The sequence below is a fragment of the Blastococcus sp. TF02A-26 genome, assembly GCF_003319125.1.
GTDB lineage: Bacteria > Actinomycetota > Actinomycetes > Mycobacteriales > Geodermatophilaceae > Trujillonella.
In genome coordinates, this window is sequence record NZ_QOHG01000025.1 from 14210 (window position 1) to 37112 (window position 22903).

The 22903-nt window shown below is 76.2% G+C and carries 25 protein-coding genes and 1 pseudogene; 12 read left to right on the forward strand and 14 right to left on the reverse strand.

Features of this window, described 5'->3' with window-relative positions:
* Positions 1–53: 53 nt before the first annotated feature.
* From DQ240_RS20955 to DQ240_RS20965, 3 genes are read right to left on the reverse strand one after another with little or no spacing between them, the layout of a single operon-like run.
* A complete protein-coding gene (locus tag DQ240_RS20955) occupies positions 54–1397 on the reverse strand; it encodes a circularly permuted type 2 ATP-grasp protein (protein ID WP_147262051.1) in 1344 nt (447 codons plus the stop codon).
* On the reverse strand, positions 1394–2275 hold the full coding sequence (locus tag DQ240_RS20960) for a RimK family alpha-L-glutamate ligase (RefSeq protein ID WP_147262052.1): 882 nt from the start codon (positions 2273–2275) through the stop codon (positions 1394–1396). Before DQ240_RS20960 ends, DQ240_RS20955 begins: the two co-directional genes overlap by 4 nt.
* Positions 2276–2316: 41 nt before the next feature.
* Entirely contained in the window at positions 2317–3162 is an 846-nt protein-coding gene (locus DQ240_RS20965) for an SDR family oxidoreductase (RefSeq protein ID WP_113841659.1), read from the reverse strand.
* Between the two features lie 37 nt (positions 3163–3199).
* Here DQ240_RS20965 and DQ240_RS20970 point away from each other — a divergent pair, with 37 nt between their 5' ends.
* The 5 genes from DQ240_RS20970 to DQ240_RS20990 are packed head-to-tail and all read left to right on the forward strand — an operon-like array spanning position 3200 to position 6464.
* The gene (locus DQ240_RS20970; protein WP_113841660.1) at positions 3200–3829 is read left to right on the forward strand and encodes a class I SAM-dependent methyltransferase; all 630 of its coding nucleotides are present in this window, start codon (positions 3200–3202) and stop codon (positions 3827–3829) included.
* A complete protein-coding gene (locus tag DQ240_RS20975) occupies positions 3826–4416 on the forward strand; it encodes a hypothetical protein (protein ID WP_147262053.1) in 591 nt (196 codons plus the stop codon). Before DQ240_RS20970 ends, DQ240_RS20975 begins: the two co-directional genes overlap by 4 nt.
* Positions 4409–4786, forward strand: coding sequence for a hypothetical protein (locus tag DQ240_RS20980; protein ID WP_113841662.1), 378 nt, complete (start codon positions 4409–4411; stop codon positions 4784–4786). Before DQ240_RS20975 ends, DQ240_RS20980 begins: the two co-directional genes overlap by 8 nt.
* The gene (locus DQ240_RS20985; protein ID WP_113841703.1) at positions 4783–5724 is read left to right on the forward strand and encodes an NAD(P)H-binding protein; all 942 of its coding nucleotides are present in this window, start codon (positions 4783–4785) and stop codon (positions 5722–5724) included. Before DQ240_RS20980 ends, DQ240_RS20985 begins: the two co-directional genes overlap by 4 nt.
* Complete coding sequence (locus DQ240_RS20990) at positions 5721–6464, forward strand: CPBP family intramembrane glutamic endopeptidase (protein ID WP_113841663.1); 744 nt, start codon at positions 5721–5723, stop codon at positions 6462–6464. Before DQ240_RS20985 ends, DQ240_RS20990 begins: the two co-directional genes overlap by 4 nt.
* A gap of 40 nt (positions 6465–6504) precedes the next feature.
* Here the strand turns inward: DQ240_RS20990 and DQ240_RS23455 are convergent, their stop codons facing one another.
* Both DQ240_RS23455 and DQ240_RS21000 read right to left on the reverse strand, forming a co-directional pair.
* The gene (locus DQ240_RS23455) at positions 6505–6936 is read right to left on the reverse strand and encodes a hypothetical protein (protein WP_158548838.1); all 432 of its coding nucleotides are present in this window, start codon (positions 6934–6936) and stop codon (positions 6505–6507) included.
* Complete coding sequence (locus DQ240_RS21000; protein ID WP_233498876.1) at positions 6933–7214, reverse strand: hypothetical protein; 282 nt, start codon at positions 7212–7214, stop codon at positions 6933–6935. The genes DQ240_RS23455 and DQ240_RS21000 overlap by 4 nt, the downstream gene beginning before the upstream one ends.
* Positions 7215–7318: 104 nt before the next feature.
* On the opposite strand from DQ240_RS21000, the gene DQ240_RS21005 reads away from it, so the two are divergent.
* The 4 genes and pseudogenes from DQ240_RS21005 (at position 7319) to DQ240_RS21020 (ending at position 10693) form a co-directional block, all read left to right on the forward strand.
* Positions 7319–8227 carry an NAD(P)-dependent oxidoreductase gene (locus tag DQ240_RS21005; protein WP_113841665.1) on the forward strand — a complete coding sequence of 303 codons (909 nt, stop codon included), beginning with the start codon at positions 7319–7321 and terminating at the stop codon, positions 8225–8227.
* Positions 8228–8277: 50 nt separating this feature from the next.
* On the forward strand, positions 8278–9732 hold the full coding sequence (locus DQ240_RS21010) for an MFS transporter (protein WP_233498877.1): 1455 nt from the start codon (positions 8278–8280) through the stop codon (positions 9730–9732).
* 60 nt (positions 9733–9792) lie between these two features.
* A pseudogene (locus tag DQ240_RS21015) lies at positions 9793–10131 on the forward strand (GtrA family protein); the annotation flags it as partial.
* Positions 10132–10294: 163 nt separating this feature from the next.
* Entirely contained in the window at positions 10295–10693 is a 399-nt protein-coding gene (locus DQ240_RS21020; RefSeq protein WP_199589443.1) for a nuclear transport factor 2 family protein, read from the forward strand.
* Positions 10694–10714: 21 nt separating this feature from the next.
* On the opposite strand, the gene DQ240_RS21025 is transcribed toward DQ240_RS21020, so the two are convergent.
* Genes DQ240_RS21025 through DQ240_RS21040 form a run of 4 tightly spaced genes read right to left on the reverse strand, consistent with a single transcriptional unit; the run spans position 10715 to position 14512 of the window.
* On the reverse strand, positions 10715–11755 hold the full coding sequence (locus tag DQ240_RS21025) for an NAD(P)-dependent alcohol dehydrogenase (protein WP_113841667.1): 1041 nt from the start codon (positions 11753–11755) through the stop codon (positions 10715–10717).
* Positions 11756–11811: 56 nt separating this feature from the next.
* Positions 11812–13041 carry an MFS transporter gene (locus tag DQ240_RS21030; RefSeq protein ID WP_233498878.1) on the reverse strand — a complete coding sequence of 410 codons (1230 nt, stop codon included), beginning with the start codon at positions 13039–13041 and terminating at the stop codon, positions 11812–11814.
* On the reverse strand, positions 13038–14078 hold the full coding sequence (locus tag DQ240_RS21035; RefSeq protein ID WP_113841668.1) for an NAD(P)-dependent alcohol dehydrogenase: 1041 nt from the start codon (positions 14076–14078) through the stop codon (positions 13038–13040). The genes DQ240_RS21030 and DQ240_RS21035 overlap by 4 nt, the downstream gene beginning before the upstream one ends.
* A 23-nt stretch (positions 14079–14101) precedes the next feature.
* Positions 14102–14512 (reverse strand): cupin domain-containing protein, encoded by a 411-nt coding sequence (locus tag DQ240_RS21040; protein WP_113841669.1) that lies wholly within the window; start codon positions 14510–14512, stop codon positions 14102–14104.
* A 125-nt stretch (positions 14513–14637) separates the two neighbouring features.
* Between DQ240_RS21040 and DQ240_RS21045 the strand changes: the two genes are divergently transcribed.
* Positions 14638–15519, forward strand: a complete 882-nt coding sequence (locus DQ240_RS21045) for a helix-turn-helix transcriptional regulator (protein ID WP_113841670.1) — start codon at positions 14638–14640, stop codon at positions 15517–15519.
* On the opposite strand, the gene DQ240_RS21050 is transcribed toward DQ240_RS21045, so the two are convergent.
* Together DQ240_RS21050 and DQ240_RS21055 are read right to left on the reverse strand one after the other, a co-directional pair.
* Positions 15506–16153 carry a response regulator transcription factor gene (locus DQ240_RS21050; protein WP_113841671.1) on the reverse strand — a complete coding sequence of 216 codons (648 nt, stop codon included), beginning with the start codon at positions 16151–16153 and terminating at the stop codon, positions 15506–15508. The genes DQ240_RS21045 and DQ240_RS21050 overlap by 14 nt on opposite strands.
* Positions 16150–17433 (reverse strand): sensor domain-containing protein, encoded by a 1284-nt coding sequence (locus DQ240_RS21055; RefSeq protein ID WP_158548840.1) that lies wholly within the window; start codon positions 17431–17433, stop codon positions 16150–16152. The genes DQ240_RS21050 and DQ240_RS21055 overlap by 4 nt, the downstream gene beginning before the upstream one ends.
* 162 nt (positions 17434–17595) lie before the next feature.
* Between DQ240_RS21055 and DQ240_RS21060 the strand changes: the two genes are divergently transcribed.
* Positions 17596–18561 (forward strand): ABC transporter ATP-binding protein, encoded by a 966-nt coding sequence (locus DQ240_RS21060; RefSeq protein WP_113841673.1) that lies wholly within the window; start codon positions 17596–17598, stop codon positions 18559–18561.
* Positions 18558–19349 carry a hypothetical protein gene (locus DQ240_RS21065; RefSeq protein WP_113841674.1) on the forward strand — a complete coding sequence of 264 codons (792 nt, stop codon included), beginning with the start codon at positions 18558–18560 and terminating at the stop codon, positions 19347–19349. Before DQ240_RS21060 ends, DQ240_RS21065 begins: the two co-directional genes overlap by 4 nt.
* Before the next feature lie 48 nt (positions 19350–19397).
* Here DQ240_RS21065 and DQ240_RS21070 read toward each other — a convergent pair whose 3' ends face one another.
* From DQ240_RS21070 to DQ240_RS21080, 3 genes are all read right to left on the reverse strand, one after another.
* The gene (locus tag DQ240_RS21070) at positions 19398–20528 is read right to left on the reverse strand and encodes a siderophore-interacting protein (RefSeq protein WP_113841675.1); all 1131 of its coding nucleotides are present in this window, start codon (positions 20526–20528) and stop codon (positions 19398–19400) included.
* 91 nt (positions 20529–20619) lie between these two features.
* Entirely contained in the window at positions 20620–21411 is a 792-nt protein-coding gene (locus DQ240_RS21075) for a thioesterase family protein (RefSeq protein WP_113841676.1), read from the reverse strand.
* Entirely contained in the window at positions 21408–22883 is a 1476-nt protein-coding gene (locus DQ240_RS21080) for an MFS transporter (protein WP_113841677.1), read from the reverse strand. The genes DQ240_RS21075 and DQ240_RS21080 overlap by 4 nt, the downstream gene beginning before the upstream one ends.
* Positions 22884–22903 lie beyond the last annotated feature (20 nt).

Consider the following 22903-nt stretch of genomic DNA (forward strand, 5'->3'; position numbering starts at 1 on the left):
CGACGACGGCCCTCCCGGTTCCCCGGGAGGGCCGTCGTCGCGAATGGGGAGCGTCAGCCGACCACCCAGGTGTCCTTGCCGGCACCGCCCTGCGAGGCGTTGACCACCAGCTCGCCCTCGCGCAGGGAGACCCGCGTCAGGCCACCGGGGAGGACGACCGTGCCGGCGTCCGTGCAGAACGCGTACGGCCGGTAGTCCACGTGCCGCGGCACCAACGCGTCACCGACGACGGAGGGGTGCGTGGACAGGGCCACCGGCTCCTGGGCGATCCACTCCCCAGGCGCGGCGAGGACGGCGTCCCGCGCGCGCCGGAGCTGCTCGGCGTCCGCACGCGGGCCGATCACGATGCCCCAGCCGCCCGAGCCCGACCGCGGCTTGAGCACCAGCTCGTCCAGCCGGTCGAGGGCCGCGCGACAGGCCACCGGGTCGCCGAGGTCGTACGCCGGCTGAGAACGCAGCAGCGGCTCCTCGCCGAGGAAGAAGCGGACCAGGTCCTCGACGTAGGGATACGTGCGCTTGTCGTCGGCGACGCCGGTGCCGAAGGCGTTGACAACGGTCACCGTGCCGGCCCGCAGCGGGCGCAGCAGCACCTCGCCCAGCTCGTTGGGCCGGCCGTCGTCCCCGGTCAGCCGCTCCTCGCTCGTGCGCCGCCAGAGGACGTCGACCCGGCGCCCGTCCGGCAGCACCAGGGCGTCGCCGCGGGCGGTGAGCTCCGACGGCAGCACGACGGGCGCGCCGACCATCTCGCCGAACCGGTCGATCTCCCAGGCCACCGAGCTCCGCACGCCGTCCCCGAGCACGGCGACGACGGGATCGGCCAGGTCCGTGGCGTCGGCCAGCATCTGCCGCATCGCCGTGCGCGCGATGTCGCGCATCGGCGCGGGGCCAGGCTCGACACCGAGTCGCGGGGCCACCAGGTCGCGCACGGCCAGGGCGTACGCCAGCAGCGACGGCGTCCGCAGGTTGTCCTCCAGGACGACGAACCGGCCGTCGGCGCCGCGCACCAGGTCGGGCCCGGCCATCCCGATCCAGCGCCGCGGGGGCGGCAGGCCGGGCGTCAGGTAGCGGTTCGAATCGAGGACGACGGCCGGGATCACGCCGGCGCGGACCGCCTCGCGCGGGCCGTGGGCGTCGCCGACGAACGCCTCCAGCGCGCGCAGCCGCTGGGCCACCCCGGCGGCGAGCTCCGCCCACTCGGCCCGCTCGAGCACCCGCGGCACCGGGTCGACCGGGAACGGGCCGGCCTCGTCGCCCGGGCCGTTCCGCATGCCGAGCTCCTCGACCGCGCGCGCGACGTCGGCGACCAGCGCACGCGGCCCGTACGCGCGGACGGCGGCCGCCGCGTGCGCCCGCTCGCTCCCGTCCGGCAGCAGCGCCTCGTCCACGCTGCGGGTCACGCCGCCGTCCGGACGGTGGCCGCCCGCTCGGCCGCGGCCAGCGCGGCGCGGGCCACCCACCGGCCCTGCTCCGGGTCGGTGACGTCGAAGCCGAAGGGCGCGTTCGCCTCGAGCGCCACCAACCGCCCGTCCGGGGCGATCAGCACGTCGACACCCATGAGCCCGCCGCCGAGGGTGGCCACCATCCGCTGCGCCAGGTCCGCCATCTCGGGCGGGGCCTCGTACACGCGGGGGTAGACGGTCCCGGAGGTGACCAGGGCGCCGGCCTCGCGGCCCTTCTCGTAGACCAGGGAGGTCGTGGTCGGCGTGGCGAACACCCGTGCGCACGCCGGCTCGGTGATCCACTCCTGCAGCACCGACGCGCCGCGCCGGTGACCGCCGGCCGCCTCGTCGGCCCGCCAGCCCGCCTCGACCGCGCGGGCGGCGGCGAGGTCGCCGACCAGCTCGATGTAGCGGGCGCCGTCGCCCAGGGAGGGCTTGAGCACCATCTCGCGGCCGGGCACCGGCCACTCGCCGACGGCGGCGAGGTCCCACGTGGCCGGCTGCGGCAGCCCGGCGGCGGCCCACACGGCGTGGGTGACCAGCTTGTCGGCGGAGGCGACCAGCGAGGCGACCGGGTTGAGCAGCGGCACACCGGCGGTCTCGAGCAGGGTGGCCAGGGCGAACGTCGGCGCGTAGGCCACCACCTCCTCGACCAGGACGTGCGCGATCGCCAGGTCGTAGCGACCGCGGGGCGGTCCGGTGACCGACCAGTCGGCGGGCACGCGGGCCAGCCGCTCGACCTCCGCGCCCTCCGCCTCGAGCGCGCGCACCCAGGCGGCCGCGTAGCCCGCGTTCTCGTACCAGTCGACGTCGGTGATCACGAGCAGCACGCGCACGGCGTCCTCCTGCCCGGCCCCCGGCGCGGCCACACCAGGCATCACCCGCCCCGGTCGGCCACCATCCGGTCGGTGATCCGCTGGATCCGCTGCGCCTGGCGGGAGAGCACCATGTCCAGCAGCCGGTCGACGGGTGGGACCTCGCCGAGTCGGGCCAGACCCATGTACCGCGGGACGGCCACCGTCCGCGACCAGTACGAGCTCAGGCTGCGCGCCACCTGCTCGGCCACCCGCTCGGGCCGGATGCCGGGGGAGAGCCGCCCCTCGGCGTCGTCGTCGGACACCGGCGCGGCCCCCCGCCCGCGGACCAGCCACTCGGTCGACACCGGTCCCGGGGTGATGGAGTGCACGCGGACCCCGCGGGACGTCACCTCCCGCCGGAGCCCCTTCACGAAGCCGTGGGCGCCGGCCTTGGTCGCCGAGTAGATCGTCAGCGGCGGCACCTGGGCCAGCGCAGCCGAGGACGCGGTGACGAGGATGTCCGCGCGACCACGCTCGGCGGCGGCCGCCAGCAGGTGGGGGAGCGCCAGCCGGGCCAGGTCGACGACGCCGGTCAGGTTGGTGGCGATCATCGTCTCGACGGCGTCCTGCGGCGTCTCCTCCACCAGGCCGGCGTAGCCGATCGCCGCGTTGAGCACCACGGCGTCCAGCCGGCCGTGCTCGGCGACCACCCGGTCGACCAGGGCGACCCGGTCGGCGGGGGAGGAGACGTCGGCCGCGATCGCGGTCGCGCCGGCGACCCCGGAGACGGCCTCGGACAGCCGGTCGCGGCCCCGCGCGCACGCCACCACCCGGGCCCCGTCGGCGGCCAGGCGGTGGACGACGGCCCGGCCGATGCCGGTGCTCCCGCCGGTGACGAGGACGACGCGCTCCTGCAGGGATGCCATGCAGCGGTTTTGCCCCCGGTGCGGAGGGCACAACCGCATGGTGCGCACCGAGTCCCGCGTCCCGCCCACGTACGTCGACGGCACCCGGCTGTGGGTCGACTCCCGGGTCCGGGCGTTCGTGCAGCGCAGGGGAGAGGCGGCGATCCTGCGGCGGCTCGGCGGCGAGGTGCCCGGCGGCACCGTGCTGGAGCTGGGCACCGGGCGGCGGGGCACCGGCCTGCGGCTCGCCCTCGACGTCTTCGGTGCCGCCCGGGCCGAAGGGGTCGACCGGCACCCCGGCAGCGTGGCCGCCTGCCGCGCGGCGGTCCGGGACCTGGGGGACCGGGTCGAGGTGCGCGACGGCGACGCCACCGCCCTCGACGCCACGGCGGGGTCCTACGACGCGGTGTTCGGCTACCACGTGCTGCACCACGCGGAGGACTGGCGGGCCGTGGTCCGCGAGGCCGCGCGGGTGCTCCGCCCGGGCGGCCGCTTCTACTCCTGCGAGATGACCGCGCGGTTCGTCGACAGCCGCCTGCTCCGGGCCGTCGCCTTCCACCCCGACGACGCCGACCGGCCCGCCCCGGAGTCCGTGGCCGGGGCCTGCCGGGACGCCGGGCTGACCGTCCTCGCGCAGGAGACCCGGCTCGCCGGGTGCTGGACGGGCCTCGTCGCCACCCGGCCGTGACCCTCGCGGGCGCACCGCCGCGGCCGACGGCGACGGTCCGTCGCGCGCTCGGCCTGCTCCGCCGGCACGCGCGGTCGGCCTACCTCGCCGCGGTCGCGGCGACGCTGGTCAACACCGTGCCCGACGTGGTCCGGCAACTGCTGGTGTGGGACGACCCGTCGGTCGTCGCCGCGGTCGCGGTCGACGTCGTCGGGTTCCTGACCGCGCTGGTCGCCCAGCTGTGGGTCACCGGCGCCGTCGCCGACCTCCCCGACGGCGGCCCGCTGCGCCCGGCGGGAGCCCTGCGGCGGGGGACCGGCCTGGCCGGGGCCGCCGTCCGCGCGGCCACGGGCACCGTGGCCGCCGCCGTGGTCCTGGGAGGTGCGGTGTCCGCGCTGCTGACCGTGCCCGCCTCGGTGGCGGCGATCGGCTGGCAGCGCGTGCTCGGGCCGCTCGACGCCCCGTCGGTCGGCGGCTTCGTGGTCGCCACGGTCAGCGACGCCGTCGCCAGCGCGGTGACACTGCCCTTCCTGGCGCTGGTCCTGGTCCTGGCCGGCCGCCGGTCGTCCGTCCACCAACCCGAGAGAGAGGCCCGTCGTCGTGGATGAGGAGTGGGACGTCACCCGCAAGAGCATCGGCAGCCTGTCGATCTGGCTGGGCACCGCGGCGCTGTTCGCCCCGCGGTGGATCTCCGGGGTGCTCGGCGTCCGGGACGCCGCCGCGCGCACCGACATCGCGCTGCCGATGCTGGTCCGCCTCATGGCCGCCCGGAACATCACGCTCGGGGCCGCGCTCCTCGCCGTCCCCGTGTCGCAGGCCCGCCGGACGACGCAGGTCACGCTGCTGCTGACCGGGCTGGACGCCGCGGCCGTGCTGGTCGGCCGTCGCGGCGGGGACGTCGCGCCGCGCAGCGCCGCCCTGTCCCTGGCCGTCCTGATGACGGCGGCGGCCGGCGCCGTCCGGTGGCACCGTCGGTGAGGGTCCTGGTCACCGGCGCGTCCGGCTTCGTGGGCGGCCGCCTGGCCACCGCCCTCGCCGACGCCGGCCACGACGTCCGGGCGATGACCCGGCGACCGGAGGGCTACGAGGGATCCGGCACCCCGGTCGCCGGCGACGTGCGGGACGAGGCGTCGTTGCGGGAGGCGCTCGACGGCTGCGACGCCGCCTACTACCTGGTGCACTCCCTCGGCGACGAGGACTTCGAGCGCAAGGACGCCGACGCGGCGCGTGCCTTCGCCCGGGCCGCCGCCGCGGCCGGGGTCGGCCGGATCGTCTACCTCGGCGGACTGGGCCGGGACGGCGACCAGCTGTCCACGCACCTGCGCAGCCGCCGCGAGGTCGAGCGGTTGCTCGGGGAGACCGGGGTGCCGGTCACGGTGCTGCGGGCCGGGATCGTCGTCGGCCACGGCGGGGTCTCGTGGGAGATGACCCGCCAGTTGGTGGCCCACCTGCCCGCGATGGTCACCCCCCGCTGGGTGCACACGCGGACCCAGCCGATCGCGATCGCCGACGTCGTCCGCTACCTGGTCGGCGTCCTCGACGCACCGGAGGCCGAGGGCCGGGTGTTCGAGGTGGGCGGCCCCGAGGTGCTGACCTACCTGCAGATGCTCAGCCGGGTGGCCGACCTGCAGAACCGGCACCTGTTCGTCGTGCCCGTGCCGCTGCTCACCCCGCAGCTGTCCTCGCGCTGGCTGGCGCTGGTGACCGACGTCGACGTGACCACCGGCCGCTCGCTGATCGACTCCATGAGCATCGAGGTCGTCGTCACCGATGACGCCATCCGCTCGGTCGTGCCGTTCGAGCCCATGGACTACGACGAGATGGTCATGGCGGCGCTGGTCGAGCGGGCGCGCGCACGCCGGCAGCGGGACGGCGAACGGCGCGGTGGGTGGCTGAGCCGGGGAGCGCGGCGATGAGCCTGCGGAGCCGGGTCGTCCGGGCCGCCGGGCCGCTGCTGCGCAGCGTGCCGCGCGACCACCGGGAGACCGACGCGGCCTTCCGGCGCCGCCGCCGGGTCACCGGCGCGGTCGCGGTGACCGGCGCCTCGCTGCTCGGGGTGTCGCTGTCCACGCCGCCGGGCTCGCCGCGGTTCTACGGCCTGACCCTCGGGGTCGCGGCCACCTGGGTGGCCGGCGGGCTGGCCTCGGGGCCGCTGCACCTGGGGCGGATGTTCGGTCCGGGGGACCGGCTGCGCCGGCCGGTGCTCACGCCGGTCGTGTCCGGGGTCGGCGTCTTCGGCGCCTTCTACGCCGCGGCGCTGGTGGCCCGGCGGATCCCGGTGCTGGACCGGGCGATCGGCTCGGTGCTGAGCTACGCCGACCAGGGGTCGGCGCCGCTGGTGTTCACCACCACGCTGGCCAACGGCATGGCCGAGGAGGTCTTCTTCCGCGGCGCGCTGTACGCCGCGGCGGGCGCGGACCGGCCGGTGCTGGTGTCGACGTCGGTCTACGCGCTGGCGACCGTCGCGACGCGGAACCCGGCACTGGTCCTGGCGAGCGTCCCGATGGGGCTGCTCTTCGCGGTGCAGCGGAGGATCACCGGCGGGATCCAGGCGCCGATGCTCACGCACGTGGTCTGGTCGGCGCTGATGCTGCGCTACCTGCCGCCGCTGTTCGCCGACCGCCTCGCGGTGGAGCGGGCGCCCTCGCCGGGCTGACCGGAGGAGCGCGACCGGCCGGGTCGCGCGCCTCCGGCCGTCACCTGCGGCGGCGGGCCAGGAGGACTCCCAACCCCGCCGCGACGGCGCCCGCGACCAGGAGCGACCGGCCGCGACGGGCGGCGACCACCACGACCGCGGCCCGCGGTCGGACCAGCCGGGTGCCGAGCAGCAGCTCCCCGGCGCGGGAGTCGACGCCGGCGCCGGCGACGGCCACCCGGCGGGTGGGGGACTCCAGGTGCGCGGTGATGCCGTGCGCGGCCAGCGTCTCGGCCAGCCCGCCCAGGTCGCGGCGGCCCGGTGCCATGCCGGTCCGCGCCGTCGCCGCCTCCCGGACGCGGGCCACGAAGGTCCCGACGTCCGCGGCGACGATCCGCACGTCCGCGCCGTCGGCGTGCACCTGCACGTCGACGCCGTCCACCTCGAGCGTGAGGTCGCCGGAGAGGTGCAGCGGGCCGACCGGGTCGGTCATCCCCGGCTGGCGTTCTCGGCGGTCGTGATGCGCAGCGTGCCGTTGAGCTTCCAGGTGGCCCGCGGGGCCTCCGGCCCGGTCTCGCGCGGCACCTCGACGGTCATGTCGACGAACTCGTAGTTGATCGCCGCACCCTTGCCGGTGAGGTAGGACCACATCTCCTTGCCCAGGTCGGCGAAGCTCGTGGTCTCGTGGCTCTTGATGTCCCGCGACCCGGTTGCGGCGTCGCTGCTGGTCATGCTCATGGCGTCGTTCTCCTCGCGCGTCGGGACGGCCACCGGCGCTCCCGGGGGCTTCGATCGCGCGCTACCCGGTGGTGCGCGGCCCCAACCCGGGGTCGTCCCGCGGGCGCGCCGCCGGGCTCGCTGGCAGGGTGGATCGCATGCCTGACACCCCTCCCGTCGTCGTGGTGACCGGTGCGAACGGGCTGGTGGGGTCCGCCGTCTGCCGGGCCCTGGTCGAGCGGTCCGCGCACGTGCGCGCGCTCGTCCGCAGCGCCGGCAGCGCACCCCGGCTGGACGGCGTCGCCGAGCACGTCGGCGACTTCGCCGACGGGTCCGTCGCCCGTGCGGTGGCCGACGGCGCGGACGCGGTCGTCACGACCGTGCACCCCATGGGCTCGCCCCGGGACGTGCAGCACCGGGTGGGCGTCGAGGGGACGGCGCGGTTCGCCCGCACCGCCCGGGACGCCGGCGTGCCGCTGCTGGTGCACGTCTCCACCGCCGGCGTCTACGTCCGCGCGGCCGGCGGCGGGGACATCGCCGAGGACGGCGCCCTCCTCCCCGACGGCAGCGGCGACTACCCCGACACCAAGAACGCCGCCGACGTCGCCCTGGCGGAGGTGGAGGGGCTCACCACCGTGTTGGTGCGGCCGCCGGCGATCCTCGGCGCGGGGGAGACCTCGGTCTGGAACACGCTCCGGCCGCGGGCGACGCGCGAGGGCGACCGCGCGGTCAACCCGGCCAAGAGCTGGCCCTGGGTGCACGTCGAGGACCTCGCGGCCCTCGTCGCCGACGTCGCCACCGGTGCCGTCGCGGCCGCGGACGACCCGGAGCGCGGTCCGGTGCGCGGTGGCGTCACCCCGGTGGTCGTCGCGGGTGAGCCGGCGACGTGGCGGGACTACCTCGGCACCGTCACCGACGCCCTCGGCGTCGAGCCGGAGTGGACCGACGAGCCGGTGTGGACCGGGCAGCTGCGCGCCGACCGCGCGCGCCGCTGGGGGTGGGCGCCCCGGGTGGGGCTGGCGCAGGCCATGGCGGAGCTCCGGCAGGGGCTGCGACCGGGCGCCTGACCATGTCCGCCGTCCACGGGGAGCCCGGGGCGCGCGCCCCGGGTCTGCGCATGGGGACCGCGCAGGCCCGGTGGGTGCTCCTCGCCACGGTGCTCGGGTCGGGCATGGCCATGCTCGACGCGACGGTCGTCAACGTCGCCCTCGAGCGGATCGGCAGCGACCTGGACACCGGGTTCGCCGGGCTGCAGTGGACGGTCAACGCCTACACGCTGACCCTCGCCGCGCTGATCCTGCTGGGCGGGGCGCTGAGCGACCGGCTCGGCCGCCGGCGGGTCTTCGTCGTGGGCGTCTGCTGGTTCGCCTCCGCGTCCCTGCTGTGCGGACTGGCCTGGGACGTCGAGACCCTGGTCGCGGCCCGTGCGCTGCAGGGGGTGGGCGGCGCGCTCCTCACCCCGGGCAGCCTCGCGATCATCTCCGCGTCCTTCGCCGCCACGGACCGCGCGGCCGCGGTGGGGGCCTGGTCGGGACTCGGCGGGGTCGCGGGCGCGGCCGGTCCCGTTCTCGGCGGCTGGCTCGTCGAGTGGAACTGGCGCGCGGTGTTCCTGCTCAACCTGCCGCTGGCGCTGCTCGTCGTCCTGGTGGCCGCGCGGCACGTCCCCGAGACCCGCGACCCGGACGCCGCGCCGCACCTGGACCTGACCGGCACCGCGCTGGTCACCGTGGCCCTGGGGACGCTGACCTACGCGCTGACGGCGGCCGGCGGGCAGACGTCTGCGGCGGTCGTGGGGGTCGCCGCCGGCACCGGCGTGCTGGCGCTGCTGCTGTTCGTCCGGGTCGAGCTCCGCTCGCCGCACCCGCTGGTCCCGCCGGCGCTGTTCCGCGACCGCCGGTTCACCGCCGCCAACCTCACGACCCTGCTCGTGTACGCCGCGCTCGGCGTGGTCTTCGTCCTGCTGGTGCTGCACCTGCAGGTGGTCGCCGGGTTCAGCCCGCTGCTGGCCGGCACGGCGCTGCTGCCGGTGACCGTGCTGATGCTGCTGTTCTCCGCGCGCGTCGGTGCCCTGGCGCAGCGGATCGGTCCCCGACCGCTGCTGACGGCCGGCCCGCTGGTCGCCGCGGGTGGCGTGCTGCTGATGCTCCGGATCGGACCCGGCGCCTCCTACCCGGCCGACGTGCTGCCGGCCGTCGTCGTCTTCGGGTCGGGGCTGACGCTGCTGGTCGCCCCGCTGACCGCGACGGTGCTGGCGTCGGCGCCGGACCGCGCCGCCGGGGTCGCGTCGGGCGTGAACAACGCCGTGGCCCGCGCGGCCGGTCTGCTCGCCGTCGCGGTCGTCCCGGTGGTGGCGGGGATCGGCGGGGAGGACCACACCGATCCGGCCGCCTTCGCCGACGGCTTCCGGACGGCGGTGGTCGTCCTCACCGGTCTGCTGGTGGCGGGTTCGCTGGTGTCGGCGGTGCTCATCGGCGGGCGGGGAGGCGCCCGCCGCCCGGACCGCATCCCGGTCGAGGAGTGCGCGCACTGCGGGGTCACCGGCCCACCGGTGCACCCGCCGACGCGCGCTTAGGGGTGGTCCTCCGGGTCCTCCCCGATGTGCCCGACCCGGTCCGACCGAGAGCCTCGTCGCATGGCACAGACCGGCAGGCTGCCGAGGGACCGGCCGGCCGCTCAGTTCGTCCGGTTCGTCCTGGTCGGGGGCTCGGCCAACCTGGTATACGCCGCGCTGTTCCTCGCGCTGGCCGGGCTCGGCGACCAGGCGGCCAACGTGGTCGGGGTGCTGGCGTCCACCGCGCTGGCCAAGGAGCTGCACCGCCGGCTGACCTTCCGCGCCGGCGACCGGGTCGGCTGGGCGACGGCGCAGTGGGCCGGCGGCGGCATGGCCGCCGTCGGGCTGGCGGCCTCGAGCTCCACCCTGGCCGCGCTCGCTGCCTGGACCGGCTCGTCGGGACCTCTCGTGCCGGTGCTCGCGGTCTGCGCGGTCAGCGGCGCCATCGGGCTCGCCCGTTTCGTCGGGCTCCGCTGGGTGCTCGTCGTCCGCCCGGGACGCCGGTCGCTCCCCGGGACGCCCGCTCCCGGCAGGATCGGGACCGGGGCGCGACCGCGTCCCGAGGGCACGACGAGGAGGCTCCGTGACGAACCAGGTGATCGACGACGTGATCGCCCGCTGGCACCGGTTCCTGGCGGGGGAGCTCCCCGGTGGGCTGGCGGAGCTGCTCGCCGACGACGTCGTCTTCCACTCGCCGGTCGTGTTCACCCCGCAGCGCGGCAGGGACATCACGACGGTGTACCTGCAGGCGGCGTCCCGGGTCCTGAACGGCGCGGAGTTCCGCTATGCGAAGGAGGTCCTGGCCGGGGACACCGCGGTGCTCGAGTTCGAGACCAGCGTGGGCGGCCGGTACGTGAACGGCGTCGACATCATCCGGTGCGACGACGCCGGCCGGATCGTCGAGTTCCGCGTGATGATCCGTCCGCTGCAGGGGATCCAGGCCGTGCACGAGGAGATGGGCCGGCTCCTGACCGCCGGCTGACGGCCGGGAGCCGGCCCGCAGTCAGCGCAGGGTCGAGGCGTCGATGACGAACCGGTAGCGGACGTCGGAGGCGAGCACCCGCTCGTAGGCCTCGTTGACCGTCTCCGCGGCGATGACCTCGACGTCGGCGCCGAGGCCGTGCTCGGCGCAGAAGTCGAGCATCTCCTGGGTCTCGCGGATGCCGCCGATCGACGAGCCGGCGAACGTGCGCCGGCGGCCGATCAGGGTCATCGCGTTGACCGACAGCGGCTCGGGCGGGGCACCGACGTTGACCAGGGCGCCGTCGACGGCCAGCAGCGAGAGGTAGGCGTCCACGTCGATCGACGCGCTCACGGTGTTGACGATCAGGTCGAACCGGCCGGCCAGCTGGGTGAACGTGTCGGGGTCCGACGTCGCGAAGTAGGCGTCGGCACCCAGGCGCAGGCCGTCCTCCTGCTTCTTCAGCGACTGCGACAGCACGGTCACCTCCGCCCCCATGGCGTGGGCGAGCTTGACGGCCATGTGACCCAGCCCGCCCAGGCCGACGACGGCGACCTGCTTGCCGGGGCCGGCGCCCCAGTGGCGCAGCGGCGAGTAGGTGGTGATGCCCGCGCACAGCAGCGGCGCGACGGTCGAGGGCTCGATGCCGTCGGGCACGTGCAGCACGTAGCCGGCGTCGACCACGACGTGGGTGGAGTAGCCGCCCTGGGTGGTGGTGCCGTCGCGGTCGGTGGAGGCGTAGGCCTCGACCGTGCCCTCGAGGCAGTACTGCTCGTCCCCGCGCAGGCAGCTGGTGCACCGCCCGCAGCTGTTCACCAGGACGCCGACGCCGACGCGCTCGCCGACCCGGTGCGTGGTGACCCCGGCGCCGACCTCGCGGACGATGCCGACGACCTCGTGGCCCGGGACCAGGGGGAAGGGCCTCGGGCCCCACTCGCCGCGGACGGTGTGGATGTCGGAGTGGCAGATGCCGGCGTACTCGATCTCGATGAGGACGTCGTTCGCGCCGACCGCGCGGCGCTCGATGGTGGTGGGGGTCAGGGGCTCGCCGGCGGCAGGGGCGGCATGGGCGTTGACGCGCATGCCGGTGATCCTCGTCGGCCCCGAGCCGGAGGTGGTCGCGGGGGCCCGGCGCCGGCTCACGGCCGGCGGCGGAGGAGCGGCCCGGACGCGGCGAGGCGGGCGAGGGCGATCGTGGGGACCAGGGGCAGGACGGCGCAGCCGAGCCCGACCAGCGCGGGGCCGGTCGCGCCGAGCCCCGACTCGAGGGCGGAGCCGGCGATCCCCGAGCCGACGGCGGTGCCGAGGTTGTACGCCGCCACGGACAGCGCCACGCCCAGGGTGGGGGCCACGCCGGCGAAGCGGACGGCCAGCGCGGACAGCACCGGGTTGGCGCTCAGCCCGATCAGACCGAGCAGCACCACCAGCAGCACCGTCGGCACCGGGGAGGCGCCCAGCACGCAGATCGCCAGCAGGACGACCGCGGTCGACGCCGCGACGGTGATGGTCGTCGCGTGCGGGTGGGTGTCTCCCAGGCGGCCGCCGACGATCGTGCCGATCAGCGAGCCCACGCCGAAGCCCACGAGCACGACGGGCACCCACCCCGGTGCGATGCCGGCCCGGTCGGTCAGCAGCGGGGAGACGTAGGAGTAGGCCGAGAGCACGCCGCCGGTGGTCGTCGCGCAGGCCGCCAGCACCAGCCACAGCCGGCCGGACCGCATCGCGCCGAGCTCCGCCCGCAGGGACACCGGCTGCGGGCGGGACTCCTGGCGCGGGACGTACCGGGCGACGAGCGGCGCGGCGGCCAGGGCCAGGACGGCCAGGGCCCAGAACGGCCCGCGCCACCCCGACAGCTGACCGGCGAAGGCCCCCAGCGGGACGCCCACGACGTTGGCGAGCATGCCGCCGGCTCCGACCAGGCCGAGCGCGCGGGCGCTGGCACCGGGACCGGCGGCCCGGGTGGCCGCCACCGACGCGACGGACCAGAAGGCGCCGGTCGCGAAGGCGGTGCCGAACCGGGCCGCCAGCACCAGCGCGAAGCTGGACGCGAGGGCGACCACGAGGTGGCCCACCGCGAAGACCACGAGGGCCAGCACCAGCGTCGTCCGGGCGGGCATCCGCCGGGTCAGCAGCGCCATGGCCGGTGACCCGACGACCATGCCGACCGCGAACACCGTGATCAGCAGACCGGCCCGGGCCACCGTCACCTGCAGGTCGCCGGCGATCTCGGGGAGCAGACCGGCGACGACGAACTCGGTGGTGAGCATGAGGAACGTGCCGACGGCCAGGACGTGGACGACCAGCGGGAGGCGACGCCGTGGCGCCGGCGTCGCCGTCCCGGCCGGGAGGGTGAGGGAGTCCGGGCTCACCGCAGGGTCGAGGCGTCGATGACGAACCGGTAGCGGACGTCGGAGGCGAGCACCCGCTCGTAGGCCTCGTTGACCCGGTCGGCGGCGATGACCTCGACGTCGGCGCCGAGACCGTGCTCGGCGCAGAAGTCGAGCATCTCCTGGGTCTCGGCGATGCCGCCGATCATCGAGCCGGCGAAGGTCCGCCGTCCGCCGATCAGCGACATGGCGTTCACCGGGAGCGGGTCGGCGGGGGCGCCCACGTTGACCAGCGCGCCGTCGACCGCGAGCAGCGAGAGGTACGCGTCCACGTCGACGGCCGCGCTGACGGTGTTCACGATCAGGTCGAACCGGCCGGCCAGTTGGGTGAAGGTGTCGGGGTCCGACGTGGCGAAGTAGGCGTCGGCGCCCAGCCGCAGGCCGTCCTCCTGCTTCTTCAGCGACTGCGACAGCACGGTCACCTCCGCCCCCATGGCGTGCGCGAGCTTGACGGCCATGTGGCCCAGCCCGCCGAGCCCGACGACGGCGACCCGCGTGCCGGGGCCGGCGCCCCAGCGGCGCAGCGGCGAGTAGGTGGTGATGCCGGCGCACAGCAGCGGCGCGGTGGCGGCCGGGTCGATGCCGTCGGGGACGCGCAGCACGTAGCCCGCGTCGACCACGACGTGGGTGGAGTAGCCGCCCTGGGTCGTGGTGCCGTCGCGGTCGGTGCCGGCGTAGGTCGGCACCATGCCCGACAGGCAGTACTGCTCGTCGCCGTTGCGGCAGTTGGCGCACTCACCGCAGCTGTTCACCATGCAGCCGACGCCGACGCGGTCGCCGACCCGGTGGGTGGTGACGTCGGATCCGATCTCGCGGACGGTCCCGACGATCTCGTGGCCGGGGACCACGGGGAAGGGCTGCGGTCCCCAGTCGCCGTTGACGGTGTGGATGTCGGAGTGGCAGATGCCGGCGTACTCGATCTCGATGAGGACGTCGGCCGGGCCGACGTCCCGGCGCTCGATGGTGGTCCGGGCGAGCGGCTCGCCGGCGGCGGGGGCGGCGTAGGCGTGGACGCGCATGGGGGAGTGCTCCTCTTCCAGGATCAGACGGTGGGAGGGGCGGCCGCGTACTCGTCGTCGGTGACGGGCGTCAGCCAGTGGACGACGGCGTGGTCGTCGTCGCCCTCGTTGATGGCCACGTGGACCATGAGGCGGTTCGGGGCGGCGCCGTGCCAGTGCTCCTCGTCGGCCTCGAACAGGACGCGGTCGCCGGGGCGGATGACCTCGACCGGTCCGCCGCGGCGCTGGCACAGGCCGACGCCCTCGGTGACGAAGACCGTCTGGCCCAGCGGGTGGCGGTGCCAGTGGGTGCGGGCGCCCGGCATGAAGTGCACGAGGTTGGCGCTGACCCGCGACGGCGGGGGAGCGGCGGCGACGACGTCGATGTGGACGTCGCCGGTGAACCAGTCGGCCGGGCCCTTCGCGGTGTCGATCGAGCTGCGGGTGATCTGCACGGCCTCTCCTCGGGGTGGGGACTGACTCCACCGAACGCCGCTGCGCGGGCGCGTGGGAGGGCGGGTCTGTCGGGGGGAGAACCACGACCCCCTAGCCGCGGGCGGACCTCCGTACCGTCGGATCCGTGGACAACCGCTCCGACATCAGGGACTTCCTGTCCAGCCGGCGCGCCCGCATCACCCCCGAGCAGGCGGGTGTCCTCCCCGGCGGGGGCCGCCGGCGGGTGCCGGGGCTGCGCCGCGAGGAGGTCGCCGTCCTCGCCGGGGTGAGTACCGACTGGTACACCCGGCTGGAGAAGGGTCACATCGCCGGCGTCTCCGAGGACGTGCTGCTCGCCGTCGCCCGGGCGCTGCAGCTGACCGAGGCCGAGCGGACCCACCTGTTCAACCTGGCGCGCGCGGCCACCCGGCCCGCCCGTGCGCCGCAGCGGCGCAGCCGGCCGCAGATCCAGCCGCGCGTGCAGTGGATGCTCGACTCGATGACCGGGTCGGCGGCGTTCGTGGCCGACGGCCGGCTGGACATCCTCGCGACCAACACCCTGGGGCGGGCGCTGCACTCACCGCTGTTCACCGATCCGGGCCGGCCGGCCAACTTCGCCCGGTTCCAGTTCCTCGACCCGCAGGCCGACGACTTCTACCTCGACCGCCAGGCCGCGGCCGACGTCACGGTGGCGCTGCTGCGCGCCGAGGCCGGCCGCCGCCCGCACGACGCGCCCCTGCGCGAGCTGGTCGGGGAGCTCTCCACGGTCAGCGCGGAGTTCCGCACCCGGTGGGCGGCCCACGACGTGCGCATCCACCACGACGGCGTCAAGCAGTTCCGCCACCCCGTCGTCGGGGAGCTGGAGCTGACCTACGGCACCTTCGACATGCCGCCCGAGGACGGCTCCGTCCTCCGCCTCACCATCTACACCGCCGAGCCCGGCTCGGCGTCGGAGGACGGCCTGCGGCTGCTGGCCAGCTGGGCGACGACGGACGCGGGAGCGGCGCAGGAGGTCACGCCGTCATGAACCCGCTCTCGTAGGCGGCGATGACCGCCTGCGTGCGGTCCCGGGCGCCGAGCTTGAGCAGCACACTGCTGACGTGCGTCTTCACCGTCTCGCGGGCGAGGACCAGCTCGGCGGCGATCTCCGCGTTGGACAGCCCGCCGGCGACCAGGCGGAGCACGTCGGCCTCGCGCCCGGTGAGCTCGGGCAGCGCCGCCGCCCCCCGCGCCCGCGACGGCGCGTGGGAGGCGATGAGCCGGCGGGTGAGGTCCGGCAGCACGAGCGAGCTGCCCCGGGCCACGATCCGGATCGCGTCGACGAGCTCGTCGGGGTCCGACCGCTTGAGCGCGAACCCGCTCGCTCCGGCCTGCAGCGAGCGGAACAGGTAGTCGTCGTCCTCGAAGGTGGTCAGCACGAGCACCCGCGGTCGCTGCGGATCGCGGGCGACCAGTGCCGCGGTCGCCGCGATGCCGTCCATGTCGGGCATCCGCACGTCCATGAGGACGACGTCGGGGTCGGTGTCGGCAGCGACCTCCAGCGCCTCCCGCCCGGTGCCGGCCTCGCCCACCACGGTCAGGTCCGGCTCGCTGCCGAGGATCACCCGTAGCCCCGAGCGGACGAGGACGTCGTCGTCGACGAGGACCAGCCGCAGCGTCACCGTGCACCGGCCAGGGGGAGGACGACGAGGAGCTCGAAACCGCCGGACGGGGTCGGCCCGGCGTCGAGCGTGCCGCCGGCCGCCGCGGTGCGCTCGCGCAGGCCGGCCAGGCCGCGGCCCCCGCCCGGCCCCGGGCGGCTGTCCAGCTGCGACGCCCGCTCGTTGGTGACGCGGACGGCGAGGACGTCGCCGTCGCGCAGCACCTGTGCCACCGTCAGCGGCGTGCCCGCGTGCCGAAGCACGTTGGTCGTCCCCTCCTGCACCACGCGGTAGGCCAGCTCCTGCACGGCCGGCGGGACGTCGTCGGTCGCGCCGTCGACCACGAGCGCCACCGGCAGACCGCCGTCGCGCAGGCCGGCGAGGAGGTCCTCCAGGTCGGCGAGCGTCGGCGCGGCGAACGGCGCGGGGTCGCGGCCGTCCTCCTCGGCGCGCAGCACGGTGAGCACGCGGTCGAGCTCGGCGAGCGCGGCGCGGGTGTTGGTCTCGATGTGCTGCAGCGCCTGGCGGGCGAACTCCGGCTGCACCGGCCGGTCCGCGGCGGCGGGGGTCAGCGTGCGGCGGGCGGCGGTGGCCTGCAGCAGGCTGGCGGTGAGCGCGTGGCCGATGGTGTCGTGCAGGTCGCGGGCCAGCCGGTTGCGGTCGGCCAGCCGGCGGCTGCTGTGCTGCAGTGCGGCGATCTGCTGCTCCGCGCCCGGCCCGAGCAGCCGTGGGGCGACCGCGGTGGCCACCCGCACGACCAGGTCCAGCAGGACCAGGGCCCCGAGGACGACGAGGGTCAGCAGGGCGAGCAGGGGCAGGGCGTTGAGCACGTTCCAGTCGATGCCGGCGGTGAGCCCGGCGCAGAGCACCGTGCCGAAGAAGAGGACGGCGAGCGTGGCCGCGCCGAGCAGCACCCGTGCGCCGAGCCAGCCGACGGCCCGCCACGTGCCGGCCGAGGCGACCAGTCGGCGCACCCGGCCGAGGAGTCCCCGCTGGGAGCGGATGCGCTCGCCGGCGGCGATGTCGACGCCCAGCAGGGTGCGGGCGAGCTCGCGCTCCAGCCCGGCGAACCCGCGGATCGTCGCCAGCACGAGCAGGACGAGCAGCAGGCCGATGCCGTAGATGACGGCGACGACCGACCCGAACAGCGCGAAGTACAGGGCGAGGCTCAGGGCACCGATCGGCAGACCGGCCAGCGCGTACAGGAGGCGGCCGGGCCAGCCCGGGCTGGCGGCGGTCCGCAGCACCCGGCGCAGCCCGGCGGCGATCTCGGCCCCGGAGCGGGGGAACGTCGAGGACACGGTCCGATCCTGGCGCGCTGCGCCGCCGGGCGATTCCCCCGGGAGCGCGCTCCCGACCTCCCCCGCGCGGGGGAGCGAGGTCGGCGCTGCGGGGTGATCCGCGCGCACCGCTCCGCTCGACAGGCTCCTGGCCATGACCTCATCCCTCTCCCGGAGGCCCGCATGATCGAGGTGCGCGGGCTCACCAAGCAGTACGGCACTCCCTCCCGAGCGCACGGGTCCAGCGCGGTGCGCGCCGTCGACGACCTCACCTTCGACGTCCAGCCGGGCAAGGTGACCGGCTTCCTCGGACCGAACGGCGCGGGGAAGTCCACCACGATGCGCATGTTGCTGGGGCTGGACCGGCCCACCGCCGGGTCCGCGCTGGTCGGCGGCCGGCCCTTCGCCCGGCTCGGCGAGCCGCTCCGCGCGGCCGGGGCGCTGCTGGACGCGCAGGCCGTGCACCCCGGACGCAGCGGGCGCGACCACCTGCGGGTCGCCGCCCGGGCGAACGGGATCCCGCTCCGGCGGGTGGACGCCGTGATCGAGCAGGTCGGCCTCGGCGCCGCGGCGAAGCGGCGGGTGAAGGGCTACTCGCTGGGCATGCGGCAGCGGCTCGGCATCGCCGGCGCGCTCCTCGGCGACCCCGCCGTCCTGCTGTTCGACGAGCCGATGAACGGCCTGGACCTCGACGGCGTCCGCTGGGTGCGCGCGCTGGTGCGCCGGCTGGCCGACGAGGGGCGCACGGTGCTGCTGTCCAGCCACCTGATGAGCGAGATGGAGCAGACCGCCGACCACCTGGTGATCATCGGTCGCGGCCGGCTGATCGCCGACGCCCCGATCACCGAGGTGATGGGCGGGCAGCACGCGAACCGCAGGGTGCGGGTGCGGACGCCCTCGCCCGACGACCTGGCCGGTGCCCTCCTGCGCCGCGGCTTCCGCGTGCACCCCACCGGGGACGGCGACCTGCTCGTCGAGGGCGCGCCGGCCGAGACGGTCGGGGACGTCGCGCTGGAGCTCGGCGTCGCCGTGCACCGGCTGGCCGAGCAGACCTCCTCGCTGGAGGAGGTCTACCTGGGCCTCACCGGCGACAGCGTCCAGTACGGCGCCACCGAGCCGGCCGAGCTGACCGGGCAGGGCGTCCGATGACCGCCGCGACGGTCCTCCGGCCCGCCGAGCCCGGCACCGCGGCGGTGTTCGCGCGGGCCGCGGGCGCCGAGTGGGTGCGGCTGCGGACCGTGCGGACGACGTGGTGGTGCCTGCTGGTCGCCACGGTCACCATCGTCGGGCTGGGTGCCATCGCGGCCGCCGACGAGGCCGAGGGGACCTCCACCGCGGCCGACCCCATCGCGTCGACGTTCGCCGGCGAGTACGGCGTCCTGCTGGGTCAGTTCGGCCTGCTGGTGCTGGCCCTGCTCGCGGTCACCTCGGAGTACGCGAGCGGGTCGATCGGGCCGACGCTGCAGTGGACGCCGCGCCGGGGCGTGCTGCTGGCCGCCCGGGTCGCCGTCCCCGCGGTGGTCGTGACCGTGGTCGGCGTGCTGCTGGCGCTCGCCGCCGACGTCCTCGCCCTGCTGGTCGACCCGGATCTCACGCTGTCGGCCGGCGACGCGGTGGGCGGTCTGGCGCGGGTCGCCGCGGTGCTGGCCGCCGGGTCGACGCTCTCCGTCGGCGTCGGGCTGCTGCTGCGGTCGACGGCGGCCGGTCTGGCCACGGTCTTCCTGCTCCAGCTGGTCCTGCCCTTCCTCATGCAGTCGTTCAACGTGGGCTGGCTGGCCGACCTCGCCGAGTGGCTGCCGGGCACGGGCGCGGTCCGCACGCTGCTCGGGGAGCCGGACTCCCTGTCCCTGGGCGGGGCGCTGGCGCTGCTGGCCGGCTGGTCGGCCGCGGCCCTGGCCGCCGGTGGCTGGCGGCTGCTGCGCCGCGACGCCGGCTGACCCGCTCCGTCGTCCGTCCGCTCGCCGCGAGCGGACGGACGACGGACGTCAGCGGGCGGCGTTCCAGTAGCCGGTGACCCGGACGCGGTCGCGGGCGAGGCCGGTGTCGCGGCGCAGCGTGGTGCGCAGCTCCCGCATGCGGGCGGCCTCCCCGGCGCCGAAGACGAACACCCCGTCGAGGTCGGCGAGCAGTGGGCTCTCGGCCAGCGCCGCCCGCACGCCGTCGAACAGCGCCGGGGTGCTGCCCGCCGCGGCCCCGGACCGGTGCACCCAACGGAGCTCGACCCCGGGTCGCACGGGCAGGTCGGGTCGGACGCCGGCGTCGGCGGTCTCTGCCACGACGACCGCCGGGGCATCGGCGGGGAGTTCGTCGAGGACGGCGGCGACGGCACCCAGCGCCGTCTCGTCGGCGACCAGCAGGTGGGTCCGGACGCCCGCCGGCGGGTCGTAGCTGCGGCGGGTGCCCCAGACCGCGACCGGAGCGCCCGGCTCGGCGGCGGCGAGGCGGCTGCTCACCGCGCCCTCGTCGCCGTGCAGCACGAGCCAGACGTCGGCCTCGCCGGCGGCGCGACGCCGGGTGCGCAGGGTGTACGCGGCGCGGGGGGCGGCGTCCTCGGCGATCCCGGCCAGGTCGTGGACGGTGAAGCCGGGTCGCAGGACCTCGGCCGGCGGGTCGGGCATGAGGACGACGTACTCGTCCCCGCCGTGCAGCGGCAGCGGGGCCAGCCCGGCGAGGGTGATCTCGAGCAGGTCCGGCGCGATCAGGCGGCGGGCGGAGACCGTCGCGGCCACGGTGGTCATCGACTGGTCCTCGAGGAACTCGGCCTCGATGGAGGTGAGCGGCTCGCTCTCGCCGACCACCCCGCGTGCGGCGGCGACCAGGCCCATGAGCGCGCCGTAGATCTCCAGCGACGTGCGGGCCGGTGACGTGAAGGGCACCTGCACTGCGTGCTCGGAGCCGTCGGCGACCGCGACGCTCAGCCGGAGGCCGTCGGTGCCCACGCCGGTGATCTCGACCGACCGGGCGTGCGGCTGCCCACCGAGCGCACGGGCGACGAGGAGCACCGTGTCGGCGTGCTCGTCGGCGACGTGGTCGAGCCCCTCGGCCAGCTCGGCGGCCTCCTCGGCCGGCAGGTCGACGTCGACGACCGGCAGCACGGGCGCCGTGGTGGCGGTCACCGGGCGGTCCGGGTCGCGGTCGGGGTCGCGGTCGGGGTCTGGAGCGTGCGCGCGGGCATGGCGTTCTCCCGGTCGGGGGACGGAGGCCGGCTTAGGGTAGCCTCACCTCGCCGTTCGGGGGAGGGGTCCGCGACGCCGGCCGGGGGATCCGGCGGGTCTGCCGGACACGGGCGAGCAGGGCGCCGTCCTCGGTCCGCAGCTCCGCGTCGTCGACGGCCACGTCGGCGTCGTGCCACACCGTCCACTGGTCGATGCGCACCCAGGCCTCGGGACCCGGTGCCGCGCCCGCCACGTGGGCGGTCAGCTCGGCGGTCGGCATCGGCAGCGGGGTGGTGCGGACGGCGAACAGCGACGGGGGGAGCGCGTCGAACAGGACGCCCAGCCGCACGAGCGGTGGCAGGTCGCCGTGGATGCGCACCCACGCGGTGAGCCGCGGTTCGTCCCCACCCGCGAGCGGCCGGTGGGCTCCCAGCGCCCGGATCTCGATCTGGTCGGCGATCGGGACCAGGTCGCGGGGGAGGGCGAACGGCTCGCCGTCCCCGGGGCGGTCGCCGGGCCGGGGCGACCCGTGGACGGACACCGGCGTCGCCGGGACGGCCACCGTGAGCACCTGTGCCGTCGCCCGCAGGACGCCGTCCTGGGTCAGGGTGGCGCGCACGCTCGCCGTCCGGCCGGGCCGGTCGACCGACGCCCCGAGGGTGACCGCCGCCTCGGGTCGCACCGGGCCGAGCAGGTGGGCGGCCACCGTTCGCGGCGGCGCCCCCGCCAGGCCGGTGGCGGCGTCGAGCAGGTGCCCGACCAGCAGGCCGCCCTGGATGCTGCTGAACGACCGCCAGCTCGGCTCGAAGGCGAGGATCCGCGAGCCCACCACGATGCCGGTCACGACTCGTCCCCGGTGCCGGGCCGAACGGACGACGCGATGGCGACGGCGCGCAGGTCGGGGTGGTGGGCACGGCCCACGGCGAGGGCGGACCCGCTGGCGACGAGCGAGAGCACGGCGAGCAGCACCCACCCGCGGTCGGCGCCCGCGGCCGACACGGACGTCTCCGCTTCGGAGGTCGTGACGGCGAGCAGGAGGGCGACCCCGAGCGTCGCGCCGAGCTGACGGGCGGCGCCGAAGGTCGCGGAGCCGGTGGCCAGCGCGGCCGGCGGGAGCGTGGAGGACATGGCCGCCGACAGGTTGGTCAGGGTCAGCCCCACCCCGATCCCGGCCAGCAGCTGCCCGGGCAGGAAGTCGGCCGCGTAGTGGGCGTCGGGCCCGATCTGCCACACCCACCAGAGCCCGCCGAGCGCGAACAGGGCGGTCCCCGCGGCCGCCACCGGCCCGCAGCCGATCCGGGCGCCCAGCCGACCGGCCGGCACCGCGGACAGCGCGGCGAGGGCCGGTCCCGGGACGAGCGCGAACCCGGCCTCCGTCGCGGACATGCCCCAGCCGCCGGTCAGCCAGAGGACGTTGCCGAGCAGCATCGCCGCGAAGGCGGCCATGAACGCGGCCATGGAGAGGGTGGCCAGCGTGAAGGTGCGCGCCCGGAACAGGGGGAGCGGCAGCACCGGCACCAGGCCGTGCGGCGCGCGCGCGGCGCGGACGACGGCCAGGGCGCCGGCGGCGGTCGCCCCGGCCAGTGCGCCGAGCACGACACCGCTCGTCCAGCCACGCCCCGGCGCATCGACGAGCGCGAAGGCCACGAGCCCGACGGCCGTGACCAGCAGTGCCGTGCCGAGCGCGTCCGGGCGGCGGGTCTCCGCCTCGTCCCGCGACTCCGGGAGCACCCGCAGGCCGACGACGAGTGCGAGCAGGCCGACCGGCAGGTTGATCAGGAAGACCCACCGCCACGACGCCTCCACCAGCAGCCCGCCGATCGGTGGGCCCAGGGCGGCGGCGACCCCGCCGACCGCGGACCAGACGGCGATGGCCGACGCCCGGCGCGCCGGGGGGAAGGTGTGCAGGAGCAGCGCGAGCGACGTGGCCGTCACCATCGCCGCGCCCGCCGACTGCCCGACCCGGAACGCGACCAGGGAGGGGATGTCCCAGGCCGCTGCGCAGCCGAGCGACGCGGCGCTGAACACCACCAGTCCGGTCAGGAAGACGCGCCGCCGGCCGATGCGGTCGGCGATCCGGCCGGCCGGGGCGAGCAGGGCCGCGAACCCGATCGTGTAGCCGTTCAGCACCCAGGACAGCCCCGCTGCGTCCGTGTCGAAGGACCGGCTCAGGGCCGGGAACGCGACGTTGACGACGAAGAGGTCGAGGCTGGCGAGGAACACCGCGGCGGAGACGACGGACAGCACCAGGGCCGGTCGTCGGTCTCCGGCGGTGTCCGCCGGGACGAGTGAGGGCGTCGCAGTCGCGTCGGCCACGTGGGTCCTCCCGTCGATTC

Bases quoted from the DNA above. Each gene is read 5' to 3' on its own strand.
- DQ240_RS21025 (WP_113841667.1), bottom strand. From the start codon at position 11,755: ATGCGCGTCAACGCCCATGCCGCCCCTGCCGCCGGCGAGCCCCTGACC.
- DQ240_RS20965 (WP_113841659.1), bottom strand. From the start codon at position 3,162: ATGGCATCCCTGCAGGAGCGCGTCGTCCTCGTCACCGGCGGGAGCACC.
- DQ240_RS21005 (WP_113841665.1), top strand. From the start codon at position 7,319: ATGCCTGACACCCCTCCCGTCGTCGTGGTGACCGGTGCGAACGGGCTG.
- DQ240_RS23455 (WP_158548838.1), bottom strand. From the start codon at position 6,936: ATGACCGACCCGGTCGGCCCGCTGCACCTCTCCGGCGACCTCACGCTC.
- DQ240_RS20970 (WP_113841660.1), top strand. From the start codon at position 3,200: ATGGTGCGCACCGAGTCCCGCGTCCCGCCCACGTACGTCGACGGCACC.
- DQ240_RS21060 (WP_113841673.1), top strand. From the start codon at position 17,596: ATGATCGAGGTGCGCGGGCTCACCAAGCAGTACGGCACTCCCTCCCGA.
- DQ240_RS21010 (WP_233498877.1), top strand. From the start codon at position 8,278: ATGGGGACCGCGCAGGCCCGGTGGGTGCTCCTCGCCACGGTGCTCGGG.
- DQ240_RS21065 (WP_113841674.1), top strand. From the start codon at position 18,558: ATGACCGCCGCGACGGTCCTCCGGCCCGCCGAGCCCGGCACCGCGGCG.
- DQ240_RS20990 (WP_113841663.1), top strand. From the start codon at position 5,721: ATGAGCCTGCGGAGCCGGGTCGTCCGGGCCGCCGGGCCGCTGCTGCGC.
- DQ240_RS21035 (WP_113841668.1), bottom strand. From the start codon at position 14,078: ATGCGCGTCCACGCCTACGCCGCCCCCGCCGCCGGCGAGCCGCTCGCC.